Below are 2077 nucleotides of genomic sequence, written 5' to 3'. Positions count from 1 at the left end.
AAGTTTTAGTAGGAAGAATTCGTCAAGATATTTCTCATGCCTGTGGCTTGGAATTATGGTTGTGTGGCGACCAAATCCGCAAAGGCGCAGCATTGAATGCAATACAAATCGCTGAGTTGCTGGTAGAAAAAAATCTATTCAAACCTGCTAAAGCTTACGTTTCAAGCTAGTCATTAGTAAAAATAAACAACTAATGAAAAAGAGCAAATGTGCAAATTACTGTTGAAAGGAATTTGCAGATAGGTTATTACAATAGAAAACCACCAAGATATAAAAATATGGGTAATCAGGAGTGAAAAAAGGGTGGGAGATTTTGGCAATGTTTTAACCGCTATGATTACGCCGTTTAAAGCAGACGGTAGTGTAAATTATGATGTAGCGGCAGAACTGGCAGCACATCTAGCTAACAACGGAACAGATACATTGGTGGTGTGCGGCACAACCGGAGAATCCCCTACCCTAAGTTGGGATGAGGAATACCAGCTGTTTGTCGAGGTATTGCACTCCGTGGCAGGAAAAGCCAAGGTGATCGCAGGTTGTGGTTCAAATTCCACCAAAGAAGCGATCGCAGCCACCCAAAAAGCGTCTAAAATAGGAGTACATGGTTCCTTACAAGTTGTTCCTTATTACAACAAACCGCCACAAGCGGGATTGGAAGCGCACTTTCAGGCTATAGCACAAGCCTGTCCCGACTTACCTTTGTTGTTATACAATGTCCCCGGTCGTACCGGACAAAACCTTCAGCCAGAAACAGTTGCCCGGTTAGCTGAGGTTAGCAATATTATCGGAATTAAAGAATCCACTGGTAGTATAGATCAGGCAAGCGAAATTCGTCGCTTGACACCAAAAGAATTTCACATCTATTCTGGTGATGATTACATGACTTTGCCCTTGTTAGCGATCGGGGCAAAGGGCGTGGTAAGGGTGGCTTCCCATCTGGTAGGAAACCAACTACAGCGGATGATCCAAGCTTTTAGTGCGGGTAAAATTGAGGTAGCAAGCGACATTCATCTCCAACTCTTCCCGTTGTTTAAAGCTTTATTTCTCACTTCAAATCCCATTCCAGTGAAAAAAGCACTGAAACTTCAAGGTTGGCAGGTTGGTTCAACTCGTCCACCGCTATGTGAAGCTGATTTAGAAGTAAGTCAAAAGTTAGAAGCGGTTCTGAAAGAACTTAGTTTAATCTAGCCACCATCTGGTTAAGGGCTGTTAATCTGCTGCTTTATAAAGATACATATAAACAATGATCATAATTGTTCATAAGTTGCAATTTAAAAATCTGTGTTAGGACTGATAGACATACTATAAATTCTTCAGTGTACTGTCGATTATATATATTGAATAAAAAATTGAAATCTTCAATTAAAACTTGATTGCTTTGGGACTGAATTAAGAAACAAATGATGTTGTCTTAAATACAAGTTCGTTAACTATCAACTAAATTAACCACAAGTAACAATCTAAGGAGAAAATGGCTAAAAACGAAGCTAATAATTCCGCCTTGAAAATTATTCCTTTGGGCGGTTTGCACGAAATTGGGAAAAATACCTGTCTTTTTGAGTATGACGATGAAATTATCCTGTTAGATGCAGGATTGGCTTTTCCCACAGAGGCAATGCATGGAGTAAATATTGTTCTGCCAGATACGACCTATCTGCGGGAAAATCGCCACAAAATTAAAGGGATGATCGTTACTCACGGTCATGAAGACCATATCGGCGGGATTGCTTTTCATCTCAAGCAATTTGATATCCCGGTGATTTATGGACCCAGATTAGCAATGGCAATGCTAGAGGGTAAATTAGAAGAAGCAGGAGTGCGCGATCGCACAGAAATCAGAACAGTTCTACCACGCGATGTGGTGCGGATTGGCAAAAACTTTTTAGTTGAATATATCCGAAACACCCACTCCATTGCTGATAGTTTCACTGTTGCCATTCATACTCCCCTTGGTGTACTCATTCACACAGGGGATTTTAAAATTGACCATACCCCAGTGGATGGTGAAAAGTTTGACTTGCAACGGTTAGCAGAACATGGTGAAAAAGGCGTTCTTTGCCTCCTAAGTGATTCTACT

At 40.8% G+C, this 2077-nt stretch carries 2 protein-coding genes and 1 pseudogene; all 3 read left to right on the top strand.

What is annotated here, in order from left to right; translation table 11 throughout:
• Nucleotides 1-170 (top strand): annotated as a pseudogene (locus tag LC574_RS37335) (aspartate-semialdehyde dehydrogenase); the annotation flags it as partial.
• 133 nt (nt 171-303) lie between these two features.
• Complete coding sequence (gene dapA, locus LC574_RS37330; RefSeq protein ID WP_229458656.1) at nt 304-1188, top strand: 4-hydroxy-tetrahydrodipicolinate synthase; 885 nt, start codon at nt 304-306, stop codon at nt 1186-1188.
• A gap of 283 nt (nt 1189-1471) precedes the next feature.
• A partial coding sequence (locus tag LC574_RS37325) for a ribonuclease J (protein WP_229458655.1) occupies nt 1472-2077 on the top strand: 606 nt, incomplete at its 3' end.

Source organism: Nostoc sp. CHAB 5715 (genome assembly GCF_020829685.1).
Taxonomy (GTDB): Bacteria; Cyanobacteriota; Cyanobacteriia; order Cyanobacteriales; family Nostocaceae; genus Nostoc.
Note: the sequence above shows the minus strand (reverse complement) of the source record. Positions and strands in the feature narration are given on the sequence as shown.